This window comes from Streptomyces sp. NPDC091209 (genome assembly GCF_044757755.1).
Classification (GTDB): domain Bacteria; phylum Actinomycetota; class Actinomycetes; order Streptomycetales; family Streptomycetaceae; genus Streptomyces.
The window spans coordinates 185,328-206,415 of the sequence record NZ_JBIVVR010000003.1 but is presented as its reverse complement, the minus strand read 5'-3'; the positions used below and the strand labels follow the sequence as shown (position 1 = coordinate 206,415).

Annotated in this window: 22 protein-coding genes; 13 read left to right on the top strand and 9 right to left on the bottom strand. The window is 72.8% G+C overall.

The genetic code is table 11. The annotated features are described in order from the left end of the window. The first annotated feature begins 39 nt into the window (after positions 1-39). Complete coding sequence (locus ACIQRL_RS11130; RefSeq protein ID WP_401329990.1) at positions 40-1,686, top strand: DNA repair helicase XPB; 1,647 nt, start codon at positions 40-42, stop codon at positions 1,684-1,686. Between the two features lie 626 nt (positions 1,687-2,312). On the opposite strand, the gene ACIQRL_RS11125 is transcribed toward ACIQRL_RS11130, so the two are convergent. Next, positions 2,313-2,507, bottom strand: a complete 195-nt coding sequence (locus ACIQRL_RS11125) for a hypothetical protein (protein ID WP_401329987.1) — start codon at positions 2,505-2,507, stop codon at positions 2,313-2,315. A 400-nt stretch (positions 2,508-2,907) separates the two neighbouring features. Here ACIQRL_RS11125 and ACIQRL_RS11120 point away from each other — a divergent pair, with 400 nt between their 5' ends. Then, complete coding sequence (locus ACIQRL_RS11120; protein ID WP_401329985.1) at positions 2,908-4,980, top strand: HelD family protein; 2,073 nt, start codon at positions 2,908-2,910, stop codon at positions 4,978-4,980. A 325-nt stretch (positions 4,981-5,305) separates the two neighbouring features. Here ACIQRL_RS11120 and ACIQRL_RS11115 read toward each other — a convergent pair whose 3' ends face one another. The 3 genes from ACIQRL_RS11115 to ACIQRL_RS11105 all read right to left on the bottom strand — a co-directional run bounded on the left by ACIQRL_RS11115 (position 5,306) and on the right by ACIQRL_RS11105 (position 7,944). Further along, positions 5,306-6,010: a copper homeostasis protein CutC gene (locus tag ACIQRL_RS11115; RefSeq protein ID WP_401329983.1), complete on the bottom strand. Its 705-nt coding sequence runs from the start codon at positions 6,008-6,010 to the stop codon at positions 5,306-5,308. A gap of 139 nt (positions 6,011-6,149) precedes the next feature. Continuing rightward, on the bottom strand, positions 6,150-6,827 hold the full coding sequence (locus ACIQRL_RS11110; RefSeq protein WP_401329981.1) for a maleylpyruvate isomerase family mycothiol-dependent enzyme: 678 nt from the start codon (positions 6,825-6,827) through the stop codon (positions 6,150-6,152). A gap of 85 nt (positions 6,828-6,912) precedes the next feature. Further along, positions 6,913-7,944 (bottom strand): saccharopine dehydrogenase family protein, encoded by a 1,032-nt coding sequence (locus ACIQRL_RS11105; protein ID WP_401329979.1) that lies wholly within the window; start codon positions 7,942-7,944, stop codon positions 6,913-6,915. 111 nt (positions 7,945-8,055) lie between these two features. Between ACIQRL_RS11105 and ACIQRL_RS11100 the strand changes: the two genes are divergently transcribed. The 4 genes from ACIQRL_RS11100 to ACIQRL_RS11085 all read left to right on the top strand — a co-directional run bounded on the left by ACIQRL_RS11100 (position 8,056) and on the right by ACIQRL_RS11085 (position 12,262). Continuing rightward, positions 8,056-9,042, top strand: coding sequence for a GlxA family transcriptional regulator (locus ACIQRL_RS11100; protein ID WP_401329977.1), 987 nt, complete (start codon positions 8,056-8,058; stop codon positions 9,040-9,042). Positions 9,043-9,083: 41 nt separating this feature from the next. Further along, positions 9,084-9,767 carry a hypothetical protein gene (locus tag ACIQRL_RS11095; RefSeq protein ID WP_401329975.1) on the top strand — a complete coding sequence of 228 codons (684 nt, stop codon included), beginning with the start codon at positions 9,084-9,086 and terminating at the stop codon, positions 9,765-9,767. A gap of 159 nt (positions 9,768-9,926) precedes the next feature. Further along, positions 9,927-11,135 carry a Cmx/CmrA family chloramphenicol efflux MFS transporter gene (locus tag ACIQRL_RS11090; RefSeq protein ID WP_401329973.1) on the top strand — a complete coding sequence of 403 codons (1,209 nt, stop codon included), beginning with the start codon at positions 9,927-9,929 and terminating at the stop codon, positions 11,133-11,135. Between the two features lie 44 nt (positions 11,136-11,179). Further along, complete coding sequence (locus ACIQRL_RS11085) at positions 11,180-12,262, top strand: GNAT family N-acetyltransferase (RefSeq protein ID WP_401330802.1); 1,083 nt, start codon at positions 11,180-11,182, stop codon at positions 12,260-12,262. A gap of 196 nt (positions 12,263-12,458) precedes the next feature. Here the strand turns inward: ACIQRL_RS11085 and ACIQRL_RS11080 are convergent, their stop codons facing one another. Genes ACIQRL_RS11080 through ACIQRL_RS11070 form a run of 3 tightly spaced genes read right to left on the bottom strand, consistent with a single transcriptional unit; the run spans position 12,459 to position 14,340 of the window. After that, a complete protein-coding gene (locus ACIQRL_RS11080) occupies positions 12,459-12,746 on the bottom strand; it encodes a DUF4031 domain-containing protein (RefSeq protein ID WP_401329970.1) in 288 nt (95 codons plus the stop codon). Beyond that, the gene (locus ACIQRL_RS11075) at positions 12,743-13,138 is read right to left on the bottom strand and encodes a hypothetical protein (RefSeq protein ID WP_355841335.1); all 396 of its coding nucleotides are present in this window, start codon (positions 13,136-13,138) and stop codon (positions 12,743-12,745) included. The genes ACIQRL_RS11080 and ACIQRL_RS11075 overlap by 4 nt, the downstream gene beginning before the upstream one ends. Positions 13,139-13,197: 59 nt before the next feature. Continuing rightward, positions 13,198-14,340, bottom strand: a complete 1,143-nt coding sequence (locus ACIQRL_RS11070; RefSeq protein WP_401329967.1) for an FAD-dependent oxidoreductase — start codon at positions 14,338-14,340, stop codon at positions 13,198-13,200. A gap of 148 nt (positions 14,341-14,488) precedes the next feature. Between ACIQRL_RS11070 and ACIQRL_RS11065 the strand changes: the two genes are divergently transcribed. The 5 genes from ACIQRL_RS11065 (at position 14,489) to ACIQRL_RS11045 (ending at position 19,337) form a co-directional block, all read left to right on the top strand. After that, positions 14,489-15,121 carry a TetR/AcrR family transcriptional regulator gene (locus ACIQRL_RS11065; RefSeq protein ID WP_401329964.1) on the top strand — a complete coding sequence of 211 codons (633 nt, stop codon included), beginning with the start codon at positions 14,489-14,491 and terminating at the stop codon, positions 15,119-15,121. A 59-nt stretch (positions 15,122-15,180) separates the two neighbouring features. After that, positions 15,181-16,101, top strand: coding sequence for a MurR/RpiR family transcriptional regulator (locus ACIQRL_RS11060; RefSeq protein ID WP_401329963.1), 921 nt, complete (start codon positions 15,181-15,183; stop codon positions 16,099-16,101). A gap of 159 nt (positions 16,102-16,260) precedes the next feature. Continuing rightward, positions 16,261-17,196 carry an N-acetylmuramic acid 6-phosphate etherase gene (murQ, locus tag ACIQRL_RS11055; RefSeq protein WP_401329960.1) on the top strand — a complete coding sequence of 312 codons (936 nt, stop codon included), beginning with the start codon at positions 16,261-16,263 and terminating at the stop codon, positions 17,194-17,196. A gap of 16 nt (positions 17,197-17,212) precedes the next feature. After that, complete coding sequence (locus tag ACIQRL_RS11050) at positions 17,213-18,703, top strand: PTS transporter subunit EIIC (RefSeq protein ID WP_401329958.1); 1,491 nt, start codon at positions 17,213-17,215, stop codon at positions 18,701-18,703. A gap of 46 nt (positions 18,704-18,749) precedes the next feature. Next, positions 18,750-19,337, top strand: a complete 588-nt coding sequence (locus ACIQRL_RS11045) for a hypothetical protein (protein ID WP_401329956.1) — start codon at positions 18,750-18,752, stop codon at positions 19,335-19,337. An 85-nt stretch (positions 19,338-19,422) separates the two neighbouring features. Here ACIQRL_RS11045 and ACIQRL_RS11040 read toward each other — a convergent pair whose 3' ends face one another. Together ACIQRL_RS11040 and ACIQRL_RS11035 are read right to left on the bottom strand one after the other, a co-directional pair. Continuing rightward, on the bottom strand, positions 19,423-19,623 hold the full coding sequence (locus tag ACIQRL_RS11040) for a hypothetical protein (protein WP_401330867.1): 201 nt from the start codon (positions 19,621-19,623) through the stop codon (positions 19,423-19,425). Next, positions 19,620-19,856 (bottom strand): hypothetical protein, encoded by a 237-nt coding sequence (locus ACIQRL_RS11035; protein ID WP_401329953.1) that lies wholly within the window; start codon positions 19,854-19,856, stop codon positions 19,620-19,622. The genes ACIQRL_RS11040 and ACIQRL_RS11035 overlap by 4 nt, the downstream gene beginning before the upstream one ends. 115 nt (positions 19,857-19,971) lie before the next feature. On the opposite strand from ACIQRL_RS11035, the gene ACIQRL_RS11030 reads away from it, so the two are divergent. Both ACIQRL_RS11030 and ACIQRL_RS11025 read left to right on the top strand, forming a co-directional pair. Then, positions 19,972-20,814: a helix-turn-helix domain-containing protein gene (locus ACIQRL_RS11030; protein ID WP_401329950.1), complete on the top strand. Its 843-nt coding sequence runs from the start codon at positions 19,972-19,974 to the stop codon at positions 20,812-20,814. Next, positions 20,795-21,064, top strand: a complete 270-nt coding sequence (locus tag ACIQRL_RS11025) for a DUF397 domain-containing protein (RefSeq protein ID WP_401329948.1) — start codon at positions 20,795-20,797, stop codon at positions 21,062-21,064. Before ACIQRL_RS11030 ends, ACIQRL_RS11025 begins: the two co-directional genes overlap by 20 nt. The last annotated feature ends 24 nt before the right edge of the window (positions 21,065-21,088 follow it).

Genomic DNA, 21,088 nt, shown 5'->3' with positions numbered 1-21,088 from the left:
GCATCCGCGCCGGGTGCCGCCACGCAGAAAGGGACGGGTGTGAACGGACCCCTCATCGTCCAGTCCGACAAAACGCTTCTGCTCGAAGTCGATCACGAGCTGGCCGACGCCTGCCGTCGGGTCATCGCCCCCTTCGCCGAGCTGGAGCGGGCGCCCGAACACATCCACACCTACCGGGTGACGCCGCTCGGCCTGTGGAACGCGCGGGCCGCCGGGCACGACGCCGAGCAGGTCGTGGACGCGCTGGTGGAGTTCAGCCGCTATCCGGTCCCGCACGCGCTGCTGGTGGACATCGCCGAGACGATGGACCGCTACGGACGGCTCACGCTGAGCAAGCATCCGGCCCACGGCCTCGTCCTCACCACCACCGACCGGCCCGTCCTCGAAGAGGTGCTGCGCTCCAAGCGCGTCGCCCCGCTCGTCGGCAACCGGATCGACGCCGACACCGTGGCGGTGCACCCCTCCGAGCGCGGCCAGATCAAGCAGACCCTGCTGAAGCTGGGCTGGCCGGCCGAGGACCTCGCCGGGTACGTCGACGGCGAGGCGCACGCCATCGAGCTCGACGAGAACGGCTGGGCGCTGCGGCCCTACCAGCGGCAGGCCGTGGAGAACTTCTGGCACGGCGGCTCCGGTGTGGTCGTGCTGCCCTGCGGCGCGGGCAAGACGCTCGTCGGGGCCGGTGCCATGGCGCAGGCCAAGGCGACCACGCTCATCCTCGTCACGAACACCGTCTCCGCCCGGCAGTGGAAGCACGAGCTGGTGAAGCGGACCTCGCTGACCGAGGAGGAGATCGGCGAGTACAGCGGTACGCGCAAGGAGATCCGCCCGGTCACGATCGCCACCTACCAGGTGCTGACGACCCGCCGGAAGGGCGTCTACCCGCACCTGGAACTCTTCGACTCCCGCGACTGGGGCCTCATCCTCTACGACGAGGTCCATCTGCTGCCCGCTCCCGTCTTCAAGTTCACCGCCGACCTCCAGGCCCGGCGCCGGCTGGGGCTGACCGCCACGCTGGTGCGGGAGGACGGGCGCGAGTCGGACGTCTTCTCGCTCATCGGGCCCAAGCGGTTCGACGCGCCCTGGAAGGAGATCGAGGCGCAGGGCTACATCGCGCCCGCCGACTGTGTCGAGGTGCGGGTGAACCTCACCGACTCCGAGCGGATCGCGTACGCCACCGCCGAGGCCGAGGAGAAGTACCGCTTCTGCGCGACGACCGCGACCAAGCGGAAGGTGACCGAGGCGCTGGTCCGCAGGTTCGCGGGTCAGCAGATCCTCGTGATCGGCCAGTACATCGACCAGCTCGACGAGCTGGGCGAGCATCTGAACGCGCCCGTCATCAAGGGCGAGACCAGCAACGCCCAGCGGGAGAAGCTGTTCGACGCCTTCCGGGAGGGCGAGATCAGCGTCCTCGTCGTGTCGAAGGTCGCCAACTTCTCCATCGACCTGCCGGAGGCCACGGTGGCCATCCAGGTCTCGGGCACCTTCGGCTCCCGCCAGGAGGAGGCCCAGCGCCTGGGCCGCGTTCTGCGCCCCAAGGCCGACGGCCACCAGGCCCACTTCTACTCCGTGGTCGCCCGCGACACGATCGACCAGGACTTCGCCGCCCACCGCCAGCGCTTCCTGGCGGAACAGGGCTACGCCTACCGGATCCTGGACGCCGACGAACTCCTGACCGACACGGATTAGCCCCCAGGGGTGGCCGGCCCACAACCCCGGGCGGGGTGCTGCGACCGTGAGCCGGTGACGCCGCCCGCCCCTCCGTCTCCCGGCGTACGGCTCACCACCGGGAGGCGGAGGGGCGGGCGCCGGCGTTCCGCGGGGCCCGCCCGGCGGCGCTGAGCGGGCGCACCGGGCGTCGGCACGAGGCCCCGGGACCAGGTCACCGTCGTACCGGCCGGGATGCCGCTCAGCCGCACTGGACGGGCCTACGGCCCAGCGAGGCGCGGGGCGGACTAAGCCCCGGATACCGGGAAGGCGGCCCACCGACACTGGACCGGCCTGGGGCCCACCGGCGCGGGGCCCGAGGCCGCTCACCGGAGAACGGCGAGATGCGGCCCCCGGCTCTGGACCGGCGTACGGCGAGATGCGGCCCACCGGCTCTGGACCGGGCTACGGCTCACCGGGGCGGGGGTTCGAGGGCAGGTCACCGGCGTATGCGGCGGGAGGGCGGTTCAGCCGTGCTGGGCGGGCCGGGGCCGCGAGTGCCCCGAGAGGTGTGCGGGGATCGGCGTCAGGTGGGGACAGGGGCGGTCCCGTAGCGAGGGTCAGGGCACCGGCGTCAGGGCACCGGCGAGAAGAAGCGGGCGTACGCGTCAGTGGCGGCGGACACCTGCTTCTTCGCCGTATTCGCCGAGCAGGACGACCCCGAGAGCCGCTCGCGCGAACACCTTGACGGCGCGCACGGCGTCGCCGAGGCGGTGACGATGGTGGACAGAGGTGACGGCCGTCGCGCCACGCGCGACAGGCCCGGGATGGGCAGGACCTTGGGTGAAAGTGGCTGCACTCATATCTCCATGGTGCGCACCGATACTCCGAATGGCGTCGGTCTTCGGACCGAACCTCGCCACCCCCCAGGTACGGCTCCGGGCCCCCCGCCGTACACCCCACGACGGACACCGACCCCTAGGGTCCCCGGATGCCCGACCCCGACAGGGCAGTCATCCAGCGGAAAATCCGTTGGCCCCGGCTTCCACCCGTCGCCTAGAATCTTCGCTCTTGCCCGCCTCCCTTCACGGAGTGCCGCCGCCCGGCCGGAAACCGGACGGCACCTGGAATCACACCGGATTCCGCACGGATTCTGTACGGATTCCCAACGAAATCCGCAGAGATCCACGATCGGCGTCACCACGAGCACTCCCGAAGCACTCGAAGCACTCCCGCAGCAGGTTTCCCCGGAGGCAATTCCCCGTGTCCACCCTGTCCGACGGCCGCCCGTCCGGTGCCCCGTCCGAGTCCGACGATCCCCTGTCCCGCGAGCGCGCCCACCTCTCCCACTCCCGTTCGGCGCTCCGCGCGATGCGCGAGGACGCGGAGAACCTCGACATCCGCGACGTCACCGCGAACTGGGTGAACGCCGAGGTGCTGCACCGGCAGATCGGCGAGCGCATCAAGGCCCTCGCCGACCTCAGCCACACCCCGCTGTTCTTCGGACGGCTCGACTATCTGCACGCCCCGGGCTCCGACCGGGCGGAGGGCGCGGAGGGCGAGCGGTTCTACATCGGGCGTCGGCATGTCCACGACGCCGGCGGCGACCCGATGGTCATCGACTGGCGCGCGCCGGTGTCGCAGCCGTTCTACCGGGCCTCGAAGAAGGACCCGATGGACGTCGGGCTGCGCCGCCGCTTCGGCTACACCGGCGGCGACCTCACGGCCTACGAGGACGAGCACCTCTCCGACCCGGCCGAGGCCGCGGCCACCAGCAAGCTGCTCCAGCAGGAGATCGAGCGCCCGCGCGTCGGTCCGATGCGCGACATCGTGGCGACCATCCAGCCGGAGCAGGACGAGATCGTACGGTCCGGGCTGTCCGGTTCGGTCTGTGTGCAGGGAGGCCCCGGCACCGGGAAGACCGCCGTGGGCCTGCACCGCGTCGCGTATCTGCTGTACGCGCACCGGGAGCGGCTCGCCCGCACCGGCACCCTGGTCATCGGGCCGAACAAGTCCTTCCTGCACTACATCGAGCAAGTCCTGCCCGCCCTGGGCGAGTTGGAGGTCAAGCAGGCGACCGTCGACGATCTGGTCGCGCATGTCGAGGTGCGCGGCAGCGACGAGGCGCCCGCGGCCGTGCTCAAGGGCGACGCCCGGATGGCCGAGCTGCTGCGCCGGGCCGTCCGCTCGCACGTGACCCTCCCGACCGAGCCGGTCATGGTGATCAGGGGATCGCGGCGCTGGCGCGTCCCGGCGTACGAACTGGAGGAGATCGTCAGGGAGTTGCTCGACCGGGACATCCGGTACGGCGCCGCCCACCAGGCCCTTCCGCAGCGGATCGCGCACGCCGTGCTGGTCCAGATGGAGCGCTCCGGTGAGGCCCCGGACGACCGGGTGCAGGACGCCGTCGCCCGCAACGCCGCCGTGAAGGCCGCCGTCAAGGCGATCTGGCCGCCGGTCGACCCGGCGAAGCTGGTGCTCCGGCTGCTGACCGACGCGGAGTTCCTCGCCGAGCACGCGGAGGAGCTGCTCGACGAGGGCGAGCAGAAGCTGATCCTGTGGGCGAAGCCGGTGCGCGGCGTGAAGTCCGCCAAGTGGTCGGCCGCCGACGCCGTGCTGATCGACGAGGCCACGGACCTGGTCCAGCGCACGCACTCCCTCGGCCATGTGGTGCTCGACGAGGCGCAGGACCTCTCCCCGATGCAGTACCGCGCGGTGGGACGGCGCTGCACGACGGGGTCGGCGACCGTGCTCGGGGACCTGGCGCAGGGGACGACCCCGTGGGCGACCCGGAGCTGGGAGGAGGCCCTCGGTCACCTGGGCAAGGGAGACGCCGTCGTCGAGGAGCTGACGGCGGGTTTCCGCGTCCCCACGGACGTCATCACCTACGCGTCCCGGCTGCTGCCGCACATCGCGCCCGGTCTCACGCCGGTCGCGTCGGTGCGGGAGAACCCGGGCTTCTTCGAGGTCCGCGCGAGCACGGCGGACGCCGAAGTGGTGGGCGCGGTGGAGGAGTTGCTGGGCCACGAGGGGTCGGTCGGGCTGATCGCCGCGGACGCCCGGATCCCGGTGCTCGCCGAGGCGCTGACGGCGGCCGGCCGGACGTATCTCGGCCCCGGCGAGGAGACGACGGCCGAGACCCGGCTGACCCTGGTGCCGGCCTCGCTCGCCAAGGGCCTGGAGTACGACTATGTGGTCCTGGACGAGCCGCGGGCCGTCGTCGACGGCGAACCGGACGAGCGCACCGGCCTGCGCCGCCTGTACGTGGCGCTCACCCGTGCCGTCTCGGGGCTGATCGTGACACACGCGGCGCCGCTCCCGGCCGAGCTGACCTGAGCCGCCCGAGCCCGACCGGCCCGACCGGCCCGACCTGACCGGCAGAGCCGCGCCGACCCGACCGGCAGAGCCGCGCCGACCCGAGCGACCGATCCGGCCTGACGGGCCGGCGGGCGGGCGGCCGGGCGGCTGGACGGACGGCGCACCGGGGAACGGCGGCACAAGGGGATGCCGTCCCACACGCCGGGGGCCCCGCCGCCCCACGCGTCACAGGGAGTCGGCGCCCCACGCGTCGAGGGGGCGCCGCTCTACCCGTCGAAAGAGGCCGACGCCCTACGCGTCGAAAGGGGCAGACGCCCCAACACGTCGAAGGGGGGCCGGGGGCCTACGCGTCCAGGGCGGTCCGCCACTCCCGTACGGCCGCCGCCGAGACAGGACCCGTCCAGCCGCCCGGACGTGCCGCACCGCCGATGTGGAAGGCGTCCAGGCCCGCGGCGCGCAGCCCCGGCACATGGTCGAGGCGCAGACCGCCGCCGACCATGATCCGCGGCTCGTATCCCGGTTCGCCGCGGCGGGCGGACTCGGCCGCGAGGACGGACAGCCCGTCGTCGACGCCCGTCGGGGACCCGGCGGTCAGATAGGCGTCGAGGCCGGGCAGGTCCGCGAGCTGCTTGCGCAGGGCGTCGCGGTCGGCGGCGCGGTCGATCGCGCGGTGGAACGTCCAGCGGCAACCGTCCAGTCCGTCGACGATCCGCTCCACGGCGGCCAGGTCGGGTCCGCCCTGCTCGTCCAGGAAGCCGAGCACGAACTCGTCCGCGCCCGCGTCCCGCAGCTCCCCCGCGACCCGTACGAGCGTGTCGACGCCCCGCGCGCCGCCCGCCGCGAAGCCGTCCGACAGACGCAGCATCACCCGCAGGGCGATGTCGACGGAGGCACGGATCCCGGCGAACGTCTCCACCGACGGGGTCAGCCCGTCGGCCGCCATGTCGGTGACCAGCTCCAGCCGGTCCGCACCGCCGGCCTGAGCGGCGACCGCGTCCTCCACGCCGAGGGCGATCACCTCCAGGACTGCGCTCTTCCGCTCGCTCATCGGACCTCTTCCCTTGGGCCGCTATAGGTCTAGTCCAATCCAAGAGTACGCGGGCGGCAGCGGGGGCGCGAGAAGATCACGACGAGTGGAGGGGCCGTCGAGGGTTTTCCCCTCCGGCCCACCGAGGCGGCTTCGCCGTTCAGCCGAACAGGTTGAGCTCTTCCTGCCGCGCCCCCACCAGTTCGTACGCCGTCGTCTTCGCGACCGGCCGCCCCGAGCAGAGGCGTACGAGGGTCGCGGCGCCGCCGATGTAGCGGGCCGGGGGCCGGTCGCCGGGGACGCCGCCCAGGCGCAGGGGGTCGTCGAGGTCGTCGAGGTCCGCGTGCAGCGGCACATGGTCGCGTTCCCGGCTGACCCGGACCAGGAGCGTGAGGGCGTGCGGAAGTCCCGCGCCCTCGTAGGCGCCCGGTTCCCCGAACGCCTCGCGCACGTCCCCGGCATGGACCCACTCACCGAACGCGACCGCGTCGAGGACACCCCCGGCGCGGGCGATCGCCGGGCCCGCCTCGGTCATCCCGCGTTCCAGCTCGTCGACGACCCTCGCCGTCGGCCAGTCGCCGCGCTCGGCGATGTCGCGGTCGTTGGCCTCGGGCGAGAAGGCCCCGGGTTCGAAGCGGCTCTCGACGACCCGCGTCAGCGCGGCCGAGCAGTGCGCCAGTACGTCCCGTACCGTCCACGCCGGACACCCGGCCGTCGGACGCGCGAAGTCGCCCTCCGGCCTGGCCCGCAACAGCGGGATCAGCGCGTCGCGCTCGGTGCGCAGGAGCAGACCGGGCAGTTCCGGGTCCCGTACATCGTGTGCGTCTCCAGGAATCATGACTCCACGCTAGGACCTGTCGTCGCCCGAGGCGCTTGTTCGGATCCGACCGTCGGGCGTGAGAAGAGTGAGAGGTGTGTGCCCGCTACGGGCGCGGTTCGAAGGAGATGTGCGGGGACAGGGCGCGGAGGAAGTCGGGGGCGTCGAAGATCTTCCCGGCGGAGGCGACACCGACCGTCCTGGTCCGGCCCGTGAGGACACGGCCGACCGCTTCCACCACGAGCGGCGCGGTGACGGCGTAGATGTCCCGGCCCCGGGCCACGGCCCGCCGTTCGGCGCCCCCGGAGCGCACGACGACATCGACGACGAAGGTCTGCCCGGACCGCCCGCGCTCGTCGACCGCACGCGGCGCCGGGGTGTCCGGGGCCGCCAGTTCCCCGGCCGCCTCGACGGTCATGTAGGTGCGCACCTCGGGGACGGCGAGGTGGCTGGGCACGGTGACCACGTCGGCCATCGAGAACTCCCCGATGACGGCCCGCGGACCCGTCGGTTCGGGGAACGGCCACTCCAGGGTGGGCGGGGCGTCCCGGCGGTACTCCAACTGCCCGTTGCTGTAACGGACGCGCCGGCCGCCGCGCCGTTCTCGGGAGACCGCGCCCGCCGCGCGCGTCCCGGCGGTGGGGTGCCAGCCGCTCAGCCCGTACGCGATGTGCGCCTCGTCGGCCGCCGTCCACTCGCCCATCGCGGCGGTGGCCAGCAGGTCGCCGAGGCCGCCGTAGAAGGCCATGGCCGGGACGATCACCGTTCCCGCGGCACGGGCGCGTTCCGTGAACCGCGTGAACGTGTCGAGGTTGGCCTCGATCTCGGCCGCCACGTCCACGTACGGGATCCCCGCGCGCAGGGCCGCCTCGATCACCGGGGCGGCCGTGGTGGCGAACGGTCCGGCGCAGTTGACGACAGCCGCCGCACCGGCGAGCGCGTGGTCGAGCGAGGCCGGATCGTCGACCGACGCCGGACGGACGTCGAGTCCGGGGTGCGAGGCCGCCAGTTCCTTCAGCTTCCCGGCGTCGCGGCCGGAGAGGACCGGGACGAACCCGCGCTCCAGCAGTTCCGCCACGACGAACCGTCCGGTGTGCCCGTACGCGCCGAACACCGTCACCGCCTGCCCCGACTCCATGGGTTCTCCCCCGTGCTCGAAGTGAACTGCCTTGATCCGTCACGGACATCCTGTCGAGGGCGGTCGTCCCGCACGAGTGTCCGGAACGACATGCCCCGTACAATTCCGGACATGACCTCTGTCGCGCTGGCCGTCACCGACGGGATGCTGCACTTCGAACTGGCCCTGGCCTGCGAGGTCTTCGGCTCCGCCCCGGCCGCCGTGACGGGACCCTGGTACGACCTCGCGCTGTGCGGGCCGAAGTCCGTGCGGGCCGGCCGGTTCCGGCTGGAGCCCGACCACGGCTTCGACGAACTCCCGCGCGCCGACACGGTGATCGTCCCGGGCTGGGCCGACATCGACCGGGAGCCGCCCGCCGCCCTGGTCGACGCGGTGCGCGCGGCCCACGAGGCGGGCGCGCGCGTGGCCTCCCTGTGCACCGGCGCGTTCGTCCTGGCCGCCGCCGGTCTGCTGGACGGCAGGCGCGCGACCACGCACTGGGCGCACACCCGTGAGCTGGCCGCCCGCCATCCCCGGGTGACGGTGGATCCGGACGTCCTCTACGTGGACGACGGCCGTGTGCTCACCTCCGCGGGCAAGGCCGCCGCCATGGATCTGTGCCTTCACCTCGTCCGCCTCGACCACGGCTCGTCGGTCGCCAACACCGTCGCCCGCCATCTGGTCGTGCCACCCCATCGGGACGGCGGCCAGGCCCAGTTCGTCACCACCCCGGTGCCCGCCCCGGACCACCACCCGCTCGCCGAACTGTTCCCCTGGGTCATCGAGCGGCTGGACCGTCCGCTGACCGTGGAGGACCTGGCCCGCCGGGCACGGATGAGCTCACGCAACCTGGGCCGCCACTTCAGGTCGGTGACCGGCACCACCCCGCTGCAATGGCTGCTGACCCAACGGATCCGCCACGCCCAGGAGTTGCTGGAGACCACCGACGCCGGGGTCGACACCATCGCGGCGGCCACCGGCATGGGCACCGCCACGACGCTGCGCCGGCACTTCAACCGTACGGTCGGCGTTCCTCCGGACGCCTACCGCCGCACCTTCCGCTCACGGACCCGCCCCGGCCCGGACGACAGCGGGGCACCACACCCCGTTCGCCCCTGAGCCGGCGTCGGCGGCCGTCCCGGGGCGGGGACAATGGCGGCATGGCAGCAGAGAGCAACCGCCACCCGGCCCACGCGGAGCTGACGAAGCGCTGGGCGGACACCGTGCTGGCCGCCCGTGACGGCGACGCCGGGTCCGGCCCCGCGCCCGGACCCTACGCGGCGAACCTCCTGGACCGCTGGGCCGAACCGCAGCGCCGGTACCACACCACCGGCCATCTCCTCGCGGTCCTCGACCACATCGACCTCCTGCAGGCGCACGGCGAGCGTGCCGAGGATCCGGCCGCCGTGCGTCTGGCCGCCTGGTTCCACGACGCCGTGTACCTCCCGGACCGCTCGGAGAACGAGGAACGCTCGGCCCGGCTCGCCGAACGCGCGCTGGCCGAGCTGGGTGTCCGCGCGGACCGGACGGCCGAGGTCGCCCGGCTCGTCCGGCTCACCGTCTCCCACGACCCGGCCGACGACGACACCAATGGCGCCGTCCTGTGCGACGCGGACCTGGCGATCCTGGCGTCGCCCCCGGCCGCGTACGCCGCCTACACCGCCGCCGTCCGCGAGGAGTACGCGTTCGTCCCCGACGACGCCTTCCGCGCGGGCCGGGCGGCCGTGCTGCGTCAACTCCTCGACCTGCCGAGGCTGTTCAGGACACCGTACGGAGAACGCGAGTGGGCGCGGCCGGCGCACCGGAACATGGGCGACGAGCTGGCGGGTCTGACCGAGGTCTGAGGCCGGCCCTGACGGAAAGGGTTCGACGGCGGGCTCCGGACCCCGTACGAAGGAGGTATGCCCCCGAGTCCTGGACCTCTGAAGCCGGACATACCATCCGTCGCCCCCGGCCCCTCCGCCTCCGGCCCCTCCGCGACGCCCGCGGCCGACCGCCCCCGCATGCCCCTGTCCGTCTACATCCTCGCCCTGTCCGTCTTCGCCCTCGGCACCAGTGAGTTCATGCTGTCCGGGCTGCTGCAGCCCATCGCGCACGACATGGGCGTGACGATCCCGCGGGCGGGTCTGCTGATCTCGGCGTTCGCGATCGGCATGGTCGTCGGTGCGCCGCTGCTCGCCGTGGCCACGCTCCGCCTGCCCCGGCGGACCACCCTCGTCGCCCTGATCGCGGTCTTCGGGCTCGGCCAGGTGGCCGGAGCCCTGGCGCCGGGCTACGCCGTGCTCTTCGTGTCCCGGGTCGTCAGCGCCCTGGCCTGCGCGGGTTTCTGGGCGGTCGGCGCGGCCGTGGCCATCGCGATGGTGCCGGTGACCTCACGGGCGCGGGCGCTGGCCGTGATGATCGGCGGCCTGTCGATCGCGAACGTGCTGGGCGTGCCCGCGGGCGCCTTCCTCGGCGAGGGGCTCGGCTGGCGGGCCGCGTTCTGGGCCGTCGGGGCGGCCTCCGCCGTCGCGCTCGTCGGCATCGTGACCCTCGTCCCGCCCATTCCGCCCCCCGCCGAACGGCCGCGGCTCCGCAGGGAACTGCTCATCTACCGCGACCGGCGGGTCTGGCTGGCCATCGGCACGATCGCGCTCACCGCGGCCGGTGTCTTCTGCGCGTTCAGTTATCTCGCCCCGCTGCTCACCGACGTCGCCCACCTGGACAAGGGCTGGGTCCCGACCGTGCTGGCGCTGTTCGGCGTGGGCGCGGTCATCGGGACGACGCTCGGCGGCCGGTTCACCGACGCCCACCTGTTCAGGATGCTGATCACCGGCATGGCGGCGGACACCGCCGTCCTCGTCGCGTTCGCCTTCCTCGGGCGGTACGCCGTCGCCGCCGTCCTGCTCTCCTTCCTGCTCGGGGTCGCCTGCTTCAGTACCGCCCCCGCCCTGAACGCCCGGATGTTCGACGTCGCCGGGGCCGCCCCCACCCTGGCCGCCGCCACCACGACCGCCGCCTTCAACCTGGGCAACGCCGCGGGTCCCTGGCTCGGCGGCACCGTCATCGACGCCGGGCTCGGCTACCCGGCCACCGCCTGGGCGGGCGCGGCGCTGAACGTGGCCGCCATCGGCCTGGCCCTCGTCGCGCTGCGACCGGACCGCCGTACGCCGGGCTCAAGGGTCGTGGGCAAGGGGGGATCGGCGAGGAATCCCGTACGTTCCAAGGCGTGATCCGTCCTATTCTCGGCCGCATGACAGACATGGGTGGGGACCGGGTGGAAGAAGCCGTCGCGAGCTGTGCCGGGCTGCTGCGGCCGGCGGCCGGGCGGGACTGGGACGGCGTGCGGGCGGGACGGCTGGCGTGGAGCTGCCGGCGGACCGCCGAGCACATCGCCAGTGATCTCATCGCGTACGCCGGGCAGTTGGCCGGGCGGGCCACCACCGCGTACGTGCCGTTCGGCATCACGCTGGACGAGGGCACCGGCAACGCGGGAGTCGTCGACGTGATCGAGGCGACCGGCGGACTGCTCGCCGCCGCCGTCCGGACGACACCGCGCGAGGTGCGGGCCTTCCACCCGTACCCCTTCCGCAGCGCGAACCGCGAGGGCTTCGCCGCGATGGGGGTCACCGAGGTGCTGCTGCACACGCACGACATCGCCGAGGGACTGGGCCTGCCGTACAGCCCGCCGGACGAGCTGTGCGCCTGGGTCCTCACCCGGATCTTCCCGCACGTCAGGCCCGAACCCGACGCCCCGTGGGGCACGCTCCTGTGGGCCACCGGGCGCGGTGACCTGCCGGGCCGGGAACCCCTCGCCGAGTGGCGCTGGAACAACAACCTGGTGATCGACACCGAGCGGCTCACCCTCCAGGGGGTCACCCCGGCCGCCGCCGCCGATCTGCGCGCGGGCGGCACGGGGGGCTTCGAGTGGATCGAGGGCGGTCCGTTCCAGGGCACGCGGGACGCCGCGGGGATGATCGTGAGCGCGTACGAGGAGGGGGCGCACCGGCCTGAATGGGGGATGTTCGTGCTCGTACGGCGCGAGGACGGCCGGGCGGTCGGCGGGATCGGCTTCCACGGCGTGCCCGACGAGGAGGGACGCGCCGAGGTCGGCTACGACCTCGCGGAGGACGCCCGGGGCCGGGGCTACGCGACCGAGGCCCTGCGCGCCCTCTCCGAACAGGCCCTGGCCCGCGACGACGTCAAGCTCCTGTTCGCCGCCATCCACCGGGACAACGCCGCGTCCCAGCGGGTGATCGCCCGCGCCGGATTCACCCGCGTGAGCGAGGACTTGGAGAAGGCGGCCCGCGAACTGCACGGCGTGGAGGACTCGTTGCGGCTGTACGCCCGCGACCACTGAGCACCGAACAGGCGGATCCCGCCGAGCCACCGCACCCGGCCACCGGGCCCGTTCACCCCACCCGGTCACCAGGACCGGTCAGCCCACCCGGTCACCACACCCAGTCAGCCCGCCCGATCACCCGGCCCAGTCATCCCACCCGGGTCACCGCACCCGGTCAGCCCGCCCAGTCATCCCACCGGGTCACCGCGCCCGGTCACCCTGCCCGATCACCCCGCCCGGTCACCGAGCGCTTGCGGCGGCGCAGTCCCGACCCGTGCAGCAGCCGTACGACCTCGCGGCTGCTGACCTCCACCGCCCCCGCGGCGACCGCGTCGGCGTAGCGGTGCGAGGGGATGTCGTAGTGGTCGCGCTCGAAGGCGCGCGGGGGTGCGCCCAACTCCTCGGCGAACGTGTGGAGTTCGTCGTAGGAGACATCGCTGATCAGGTGGGACCACACCCGGCCGTGGCCCGGCCAGGTGGGGGGATCGATGTAGACGGTCACGAGGGTGGGTTTCCGCCGGTCGCCGAGGCGAGGGAGCCCACCGGGGACACCTTCACGCCCGCCTGGTGGCACACCCAGTGCGGGTCGGGTCCCAGCTCGGGCTCGACTTCGAGGGCGTGCGGGTCGCCGGCGGCGCACACCGGGCAGAGCGGCCACCGTCCGTACCGCTCCAGGAGCGCGTCCTGCACGTCCTGGGCGACGAGTCCGGCGACGAATCCGGCACCCTCCGGCCACTGCTCGACCCACCAGCGGCGCTGCACCACCGAGTCCTCGACCAGGGAGACGACGTCCGCCTCGGCGACCTGGCCCGCGATCAGGTCGGCGAGCACACGGGCGCGCGCCGCGTGCAACGCCTGTTCCAGGGGACTGAGGGGGTTGCCGGTGGGGTCCATCCCTCAATCTTCGCAGGGAATCCTGGCCTTCGGGCAGGGCTGGACCGTGGTCCTCGATGTCATTGGTGCTGGGCCATGTGGGCGAGGATCTGTGTGGCGCCGTCGGGGGAGAAGGCGCCGTTGATGCCTTCCGCGGCTCCTTCGGCTGCCTGGACGGAGCGGGGCCGCATGACGGTTTCGTAGGCGCGGACGGCGTCGTCGACGGTGGGGTTTTCGATGAGGGCGTGGGCGAGGTCGGCGCCGTCGAGCATGGCGAGGTTGGCGCCCATGCCGGAGAACGGGGACATGAGGTGGGCGGCGTCGCCGAGGAGGGTGACGCCGGGGGTGTGGGTCCAGGTGTGGGGGACGGGCAGGGCGAACAGGGGCCGGTTGGTGTAGCCGGTGTCGGTGGCGGTGATGAGGCCGAGCAGGTCGGGGCTCCAGCCGGTGAACTTCTCCAGGAGGGCTTCGCGGACGGCTGCGGTGTCGGTCAGGTCGAGGCCTGCCCGCTGATGCCAGTCCTGTGCGGTGCGCATGCCGATGTAGACGCGGATGTGTCCGCCGCTGTTGCGCTGGGCGACGAAGCCCTGGTTGTCGTCGAGGGCCATCATGGTGCCGTTGCCGGTGAGAGCGGCGAGGCGGGGGTGGCGGGCGTCGGCGTCGTCGAGTCCGGCCTCGACGAAGGTGACGCCCGTGTAGAGGGGCGTCGCGTCGGACAGGAGGGGGCGGACCTGGGACCAGGCGCCGTCGGCTCCGATGACGAGGTCGGCCTCGGTGCTGGTGCCGTCCGCGAAGCGCAGGCGGTGGGTGCCGTTGCCGAGGGCTTCGGTGCGGGTGAGTTTGTGTCCCCAGCGCACGGTGTCGGGTTTGAGCGAGTCGAGCAGGATGTCGCGGAGCTGTCCGCGGTCGATCTCGGGGTTGCCTTCGGCGCCGTCGGCCTCGGGCGGGATCGCGTCGAACAGGATGCGGCCGTCGCGGCCGACCAGGCGCATCTGCTGGCCTTCGGGGCGGGCTCGGGCAAGGAAGTCGTCCCAGAGGCCGGCCGCGCGCAGGGCGTGCTGACCGGAGTCGGGGTGCATGTCGAGGGTGCCGCCCTGGTTGCGGGCGGTGGGGGACGCGTCCAGGTCGTGGACGGCCGCGGTGATGCCGTGTTGCTGCAGGATGCGCGCGCAGGTCAGGCCGCTGGGGCCGGCGCCGATGATCGCGATGCGGTGGGTGGGCATGGCTGGTCACGCCTTTCGGGCAGAGGGGAGCGTGCGGAACGGGCCGGGCTGTGCCACGCGGCGCCGCCGTTCCAGAAGAGCACACCAGCTCAATAAGTGCAACGACACAACTTTTGAAGTTGGGCAATCAAATGTGTAGGGTCGTGGCATGACCAACGCGACGACCGGCACCTCGGCGACAGGCCCGGCACCGGCACCGGCACCGGTAGGGCGCCGCGAACGCAAGAAGGCCGCCACCCGCCGAGCCCTGGCCGACGCCGCCCTGCGCCTCTTCGTCGAGCGGGGATACGAGCAGGTCGGCATCCGTGAGATCGCGGACGCCGCCGACGTGTCCACCACCACGCTGTTCAAGCACTTCCCGGTCAAGGAAGCCCTCGCCTTCGACGAGGACGCCGACCAGGAAGCCCGTCTGCTCGCCGCCGTGCACGAGCGGCCCCCGGGCCGGTCCATCCCCGCGGCCCTGCGCGAGCATGCCCTGCGCCACCGCGCCGCGGCCGTGGACGACGACGCCGATTTCACCGCGTTCATCGAGCTGGTGGACAACACCCCGGCGTTGCGGGACTACGCCCAGCGCATGTGGTTGCGCCACGAAACCGCCCTCGCTCACGCCATTGCCGAGGAGAGCGGACTTCCGGCCGACGACCCGGCCTGTGCCGCCCTCGCCCACTTCGCCCTCGAAGCACCCCGGATCGCCCGCGGCAGCCAGGATCCCCGCCAGGCCGTCACGCGCGCCTTCGACCTCCTGGAGAAGGGCTGGGGCGCGGCCGTCTCCAGGGGGTGAGCGCCTGACGCCCGTGCGCACTCTTGACCGACACCCCGACGGAAAATATCTTTCATAATGTGACCCATGACGTGAAGGAAATTTTCGCGGGTGAGGCGCCGCCCGCCCCCGCCGCCCTCGCGGCCAAGGTGCGCACCCTCGCCCCCTCGATGACGCGTTCCATGCAGCGGGTCGCCGAGGCCGTCGCCGCCGACCCGGCCGGCTGCGCGGCCCTCACGGTCACCGGACTCGCCGAGCTCACCGGCACCAGCGAGGCCACGGTCGTGCGCACGGCCCGCCTCCTCGGCTATCCCGGATACCGGGACCTGCGTCTCGCGCTCGCCGGGCTCGCCGCCCAGCAGCAGTCGGGCCGGGCCCCCGCCGTCACCGCCGACATCGCGGTCGACGACCCGATCGCGGACGTCGTGGCGAAGCTCGCGTACGACGAGCAGCAGACCCTCGCCGACACCGCGGCCGCGCTCGACACGGTCCAGCTCGGCCATGCCGTCGCCGCCATAGCCACCGCCCGCCGCGTCGACATCTACGGCGTCGGCGCGTCCGGCCTGGTCGCCCAGGATCTCCTGCAGAAGCTCATGCGGATCGGGCTCATAGCCCACGCCCACAGCGACCCGCACCTCGCGGTGACCAACGCGGTGCAGCTCCGCGCCAAGGACGTGGCGATAGCCATCACGCACTCCGGCTCGACGGGCGACGTCATCGAACCGCTCCGCGTCGCCTTCGAGCACGGGGCGACGACGGTGGCGATCACCGGCCGCCCCGGCGGACCGGTCGCGCAGTACGCCGACCACATCCTCACCACCTCGACCGCCCGCGAGAGCGAGCTGCGCCCGGCGGCCATGTCGTCGCGCACCAGCCAGCTCCTGGTGGTGGACTGTCTGTTCGTGGGGGTCGCCCAGCGCACCTACGAGACGGCGGCGCCCGCGCTGTCCGCCTCGTACGAGGCCCTGGCACACCGCCACTCCCCGCGCGGCGGACGGTAGCCGCCCCGCGCGAACCGAGCACGGGGGATCTGATGCAGCGGGGAGACTGCGGTCCGTGGGTGACTGGTCGCGCCCACGCGCCCCGCCGCACTTCGTCCCGGCCCGCACCCCGCCTCCGGGGCGCGGTACGACACCTCACCGGAAAGAGCCGCTCCTCCCATGACCTCCATGCCCCACCACGGCGATCTTCGAGCTGAGTTGGAGACGCTGACCACCGAGGCGTTCCGTCCGGAACTGTCCGAGATCGACCGGTTGCCCACGCTGGAGATCGCGCGGCTCATGAACGGGGAGGACACGACGGTGCCGACGGCCGTCGCCGCACAGCTCCCGCTCATCGCCGCCGCGATCGACGACATCGCGGAGCGCATGGCCCGCGGCGGGCGTCTCATCTACGCGGGCGCCGGCACCGCGGGCCGCCTCGGCGTCCTGGACGCCTCCGAGTGCCCGCCCACCTTCAACACCGAGCCCTCCCAGGTGGTCGGCGTGATCGCGGGCGGCCCGACCGCCATGGTCACCTCGATCGAGGGTGCCGAGGACTCCCGGGAGCTGGCGGCGGCCGACCTGGACGCGCTCGCCGTGACGGCCGACGACACGGTGGTCGGTGTCTCCGCCTCGGGCCGCACCCCGTACGCCGTGGGCGCGGTCGAGCACGCCCGCAAGCAGGGCGCGCTCACGGTCGGCCTGTCCTGCAACGCGCACAGCGCGCTCGCCGCAGCCGCCGACCACGGCATCGAGGTCGTGGTGGGCCCCGAGCTGCTCACCGGCTCCACCCGCCTGAAGTCCGGCACCGCGCAGAAGCTCGTCCTGAACATGCTCTCGACGATCACGATGATCCGGCTCGGCAAGACGTACGGGAACCTGATGGTCGACGTGCGCGCCTCGAACGAGAAGCTGCGGGCCCGGTCCCGCCGGATCGTCGCGCTCGCCACCGGCGCCTCCGACGAGGAGATCGAGCGGGCGCTGGCCGGCACGGACGGCGAGGTGAAGAACGCCATCCTGACCATCCTCGGCGGTGTGGACGGGCCCGCCGCCGCCCGCCTTCTGGAGGAGTCCGAGGGCCATCTGCGCGCCGCGCTGGCGAAGGCGTCCGGATGACCAGCACGCTCGGGGAGTGCGCACACCGGACTCCACCACAGCAGCGGCGATCCTCCCCCTCGTGGGCGGCCCCGCGAACGTCCTGACCGTCGCCCACTGCATGACCCGGCTCCGGCTGGGTCTGCGGGACCGGAGCCTGGTGGACGAGGAGGGCCTGCGGGCCCTGCCCGCCGTCCTCGGCCTGGTCAAGGACGCCACCACCTGCCAGATCGTGCTGGGCCCCGGCACGGTCGCCCGCGTCACGCCGGAGTTCGAGGCGCTGCTGACGACCGCGGCCGACCGGCTCGCCCCGCACGACGCCGGAACCACCACGGCCGACCGGCTCGCCCCGCACGACGCCGGAACCACCACGGCCGACCTGCTGTCCCTGCGCGGCGCCGAACTGAAGGCCGCCAGGACCCGCCGCAACGCCACCCCCCTCAAACTGCTGCTGCGGCGGATCGCCGACATCTTCGTACCGCTGATCCCCGCCCTGATCGGCTGCGGGGTGATCGCGGGCCTGAACGGCCTGCTGGTCAACCTCGGCGTGCTGCCGGGCCTCACCCCCGCGCTGACCGCGATCGCCGCCGGATTCATGGCCCTGATCGCCGTCTTCGTCGGCTACAACACGGCCAAGGAGTTCGGCGGCACCCCGGTCCTGGGCGGCGCGGTGGCCGCGGTGATCGTGTACGCGGGGGTCGCCAAGGTGACGGTCCTCGGCGTGACCCTCGCCCCCGGCCAGGGCGGTGTCCTGGGCGCCCTGGCCGCGGCCCTGCTCGGGACGTACGTGGAGAAGTGGTGCCGCCGCTGGGTACCGCCGACTCTGGACGTCCTGGTCACCCCGACCCTCACCGTGCTGCTGACCGGCCTGGTGACGCTGTACGCGCTGATGTACGCGGCCGGCGCCCTCTCCTCCGCCATCGGCACGGCCGCCGCCTGGCTGCTGTCCACCACGGGCGCCTTCGCCGGGCTCGTCCTCGGGGCCCTGTTCCTCCCCCTGGTGATGCTGGGCCTGCACCAGGCCCTCATCCCCATCCACACCACGCTCATCGAGCAGCAGGGCTACACCGTCCTGCTGCCCGTCCTGGCCATGGCCGGCGCGGGCCAGGTCGGCGCCGCCCTCGCGGTGTACGTCCGGCTGCGCCACGACACCTCGCTGCGTACGACGATCAGATCGGCACTCCCGGCCGGTCTCCTCGGCGTCGGCGAACCCCTGATCTACGGCGTCTCGCTCCCCCTCGGCCGCCCGTTCGTCACCGCCTGCGCGGGCGGCGCGGCGGGCGGCGCCTTCATCGGATTCTTCTCGATGCTGGGCGACCGGGTCGGCTCGACGGCCATCGGCCCCTCGGGCCTGGCCCTGTTCCCGCTGCTGTCCGGCAACCGGGGCCTCGCCCTCACCGCGGCGATCTACGCGGGCGGACTCCTCACCGGGTACGCCGTCGGCTTCGCGGCCACCTATTTCTTCGGCCTCGGCGGCCTGACACCGGCCCGCCGGGCGGAACGGGCCACGGAACAGGCCGCCGTCTAGGACCTGTCCCGGCCGGACTGTCGGTGGCACGTGCGAGGCTGGGAGCATGAACCACGCACAGCTGGCCGAACTGGGCCGCGCCCTGCGGGTGCTCGGGGAGCACGGCGACGCCCTGAGCACCGACACCCCCGACGCCAAGCTGCACGAGGTCAAGGCGGACCTGAAGCGGGCCCTGAGCCTGCTCGACGAGACGGTCGCAACGGCCAAGCCGACCACCCGCTGCGCCGAGCATCCGAACGGCCCGGTGGACGAGAGCGCCCCGGACCGCTGTCTGCTCTGCGAGACCCGCCGCCGCACCGCCCGCCGCACCGAGGTGAACGACGCGTACGCGCACGGCCGGGCGCCCGCCCCTGACGAGCTGCCCGACCGCACGATGACCCGCTACGGAGTCCGCGCCGACCGCCCCCAGCCCCAGCAGCGCTGGCTCCCGGAGGTCTGGAGCGGCCAGGAGTGGCACCTCTGCGGCACCCCCCGTCGCGACCGCCACGAAGCCGAGCGCTACCTCGCCGCCGAACGCCACGCCCCCCGCCCCGGCATGGCCTACCGCCTCGTCCACGAGTTCACCGACTACGAGGTGCTCCGCATCTGGGGCACGCCGGTGAAGGTGGACATCGAGCCGATGGGGAACCTGTAGGCGAACGGTCCTGGAGCGCCGGGGGAACTCGCCAACAGATCCGCGAGCAAGCCCGCCGGAGACCCGGCCCGCCCCTGGCCCGGGGTCACGGCAGGCGTCCCTCCGCGTTGAGCCGTCGCACCCGTTCCCGCAGTACCTCCCCCGGCGGCGCCTCCCCGAGGGCCTCCTCGGGACAGTCCCACTCGCAACCGCCGCCGGGCGGCCGCAGTTGTACGAGGCCGCCCTCGCGCCCCATCACCTGGCCGAGCCGTCCGTCCCGCACGTCGACGGCGTACTCCGCGCTCACGCCTCGCCACCACCGTCGCCGGTGCCGCACGCGCGCAGTACGGCGGCCAGCTTCTGGGCGGTGCCCACGTTGCAGCGGCCGAGCGCGACGAGGGCGAAGGGTTCGTCGCTCGCGCCGGTCACCGGATCGACCCGCAGCGAGGGCAGCACCACACCGACCCCGGTCAGTGCCGCCCGCAGCTCCTCGACGATCTCCTCCGTCGGCCGCACGCGCTTGCTCGACGTCATCTCCATCGCACCGCACCTTCCACGCTGAGTGTTCGCATTCACCACCCAGCGTGACCGAAACCCCTCTAGCCTGGCCAGAGTCGGCGCTCCAACAACCCCTCCTGTGCGACAGGGAGTTGCCATGCCCGGACCCAAGGACCTCGATCCGTCCTCCTCACCCCGCGCCATGATCGGCGCGGAGTTGCGGCACGCCCGCGAGAACGCCGGCCTCAGCCAGGCCGAACTGGGCGAACCGCTCTTCGTCAGCGGTTCCTTCATCGGCCAACTGGAGTCGGGGACACGGCGGTTGCAGCTTGAGTACGCCGTCCAGATAGACGAGATCCTGGGGACGAACGGGTTCTTCACCCGCAACTGCGCCGCCCTCGCCAAGTCGAGGTACCCGGACCACTTCGCCGAGGCGGCGGAGGCGGAGGCGATCGCTACGGCGATCAGGCAGTACGCGGCGCTGCTGATCCCGGGCCTGTTGCAGACGCCGGAGTACGCGCGAGCAGTCTTCCGCGCGTACCGGCCGACGGCGACGAAGGACGTCATCGACGAGTTGGTGGCTGCCCGGCTGGAGCGTGCGCATTTGCTCGACGATCCAACAACGCCGCTGTTGTGGGCGGTTCTGGACGAGGCGGTGCTGCGCCGAGAGGTGGGCGGAACCGGAGTGATGGCGGAGGCCCTGCGTCACCTGACCGCGCTGATCCGACGGCACCGGATCCTCGCGCAGGTGCTGCCGTTCGGCTCTGGGGCACACGCGTCGATGGACGGTCCACTCAAACTCATGCAATTCGAGGACGCACCGACACTCTCCTTCGTCGAGGCACCCGACATGGGCAAGCTGCTGGATGACCCGGGCACGGTCGCCCGACACACCCTGATGTTCAACCTCCTTCAGGCGGAGGCGCTTTCGCCTCAGGACTCCCTGGCCCTGATCGAATCCGTGGCGCAGGATTACGAACATGGAGACCCACACCCGTGAGAACGACCTGACCACCGCCACCTGGTACAAGTCCAGTTACAGCGGCGGCAGCGGCGGCGACTGCCTCGAAGTCGCTCGCTGGCGCAAGTCCAGCTACAGCGGAGGCCAGGGCGGCGACTGCCTCGAAGTCGCCGACGGTCACCCCAGCCTCGTCCCCGTCCGGGACTCCAAGAATCCGCTCGGGCCGGTGATCACCTTCGGGGCCGCCGCCTGGGGCACCTTCGTCGGTCACCTCGGCACGACCGGCTGACCGGAAAAGGGACGGCGCCCGCGT

Coding starts and splice junctions, on each gene's coding strand:
- ACIQRL_RS11125 (WP_401329987.1), bottom strand. CDS start 2,507: ATGAGTGCAGCCACTTTCACCCAAGGTCCTGCCCATCCCGGGCCTGTC.
- ACIQRL_RS11115 (WP_401329983.1), bottom strand. CDS start 6,010: ATGAGCGAGCGGAAGAGCGCAGTCCTGGAGGTGATCGCCCTCGGCGTG.
- ACIQRL_RS11110 (WP_401329981.1), bottom strand. CDS start 6,827: ATGATTCCTGGAGACGCACACGATGTACGGGACCCGGAACTGCCCGGT.
- ACIQRL_RS11105 (WP_401329979.1), bottom strand. CDS start 7,944: ATGGAGTCGGGGCAGGCGGTGACGGTGTTCGGCGCGTACGGGCACACC.
- ACIQRL_RS11100 (WP_401329977.1), top strand. CDS start 8,056: ATGACCTCTGTCGCGCTGGCCGTCACCGACGGGATGCTGCACTTCGAA.
- ACIQRL_RS11095 (WP_401329975.1), top strand. CDS start 9,084: ATGGCAGCAGAGAGCAACCGCCACCCGGCCCACGCGGAGCTGACGAAG.
- ACIQRL_RS11090 (WP_401329973.1), top strand. CDS start 9,927: ATGCCCCTGTCCGTCTACATCCTCGCCCTGTCCGTCTTCGCCCTCGGC.
- ACIQRL_RS11075 (WP_355841335.1), bottom strand. CDS start 13,138: ATGGACCCCACCGGCAACCCCCTCAGTCCCCTGGAACAGGCGTTGCAC.
- ACIQRL_RS11070 (WP_401329967.1), bottom strand. CDS start 14,340: ATGCCCACCCACCGCATCGCGATCATCGGCGCCGGCCCCAGCGGCCTG.
- ACIQRL_RS11065 (WP_401329964.1), top strand. CDS start 14,489: ATGACCAACGCGACGACCGGCACCTCGGCGACAGGCCCGGCACCGGCA.
- murQ (WP_401329960.1), top strand. CDS start 16,261: ATGACCTCCATGCCCCACCACGGCGATCTTCGAGCTGAGTTGGAGACG.
- ACIQRL_RS11045 (WP_401329956.1), top strand. CDS start 18,750: ATGAACCACGCACAGCTGGCCGAACTGGGCCGCGCCCTGCGGGTGCTC.
- ACIQRL_RS11035 (WP_401329953.1), bottom strand. CDS start 19,856: ATGGAGATGACGTCGAGCAAGCGCGTGCGGCCGACGGAGGAGATCGTC.
- ACIQRL_RS11030 (WP_401329950.1), top strand. CDS start 19,972: ATGCCCGGACCCAAGGACCTCGATCCGTCCTCCTCACCCCGCGCCATG.
- ACIQRL_RS11025 (WP_401329948.1), top strand. CDS start 20,795: ATGGAGACCCACACCCGTGAGAACGACCTGACCACCGCCACCTGGTAC.